Source organism: Pseudomonas sp. S36, assembly GCF_016647875.1.
Classification (GTDB): Bacteria; Pseudomonadota; Gammaproteobacteria; order Pseudomonadales; family Pseudomonadaceae; genus Aquipseudomonas; species Aquipseudomonas parafulva.
This window is the reverse complement of record NZ_JACVVG010000109.1, coordinates 1-328: the sequence shown is the minus strand read 5'-3', so window position 1 is coordinate 328 and position 328 is coordinate 1. Positions and strand designations below refer to the sequence as shown.

Sequence of the window (328 nt, the reverse complement as noted above, 5' to 3'; positions counted from 1 at the left end):
CGGTCACACCGCCGTGGCCAGTGACTGGCAGGCTGCTGTCTTCGCTCACCAAGGTGACGGTATAGGTGATCTTGCCACCTTCTACCACGGTGTTGTTATCCACAGACAACACAGCGGTGACCTTGCTGATGGTGTCGGTGACGTTTACCGACGCCGGGCCGCCGATGACCAGGTTCTCGAACGTGGCGTTAGGGACTTCGGCCTTGGTGATGCCCACTTGGATTTTGCCTTCGTCTTTGAAGACATCATCGCCCTGGGCTGGTGCGGTGTAGGACTTGCTGGTTTCACCTGCTTTGAACACCACGGTGGCGTTGTTGCTCAGGGTGAC

The 328-nt window shown here is 57.9% G+C and carries 1 protein-coding gene; it reads right to left on the bottom strand.

Annotation, left to right across the window (positions count from 1 at the left end; genetic code table 11):
• A partial coding sequence (locus IAE36_RS23500) for an immunoglobulin-like domain-containing protein (RefSeq protein WP_201214975.1) occupies positions 1-328 on the bottom strand: 328 nt, incomplete at both ends.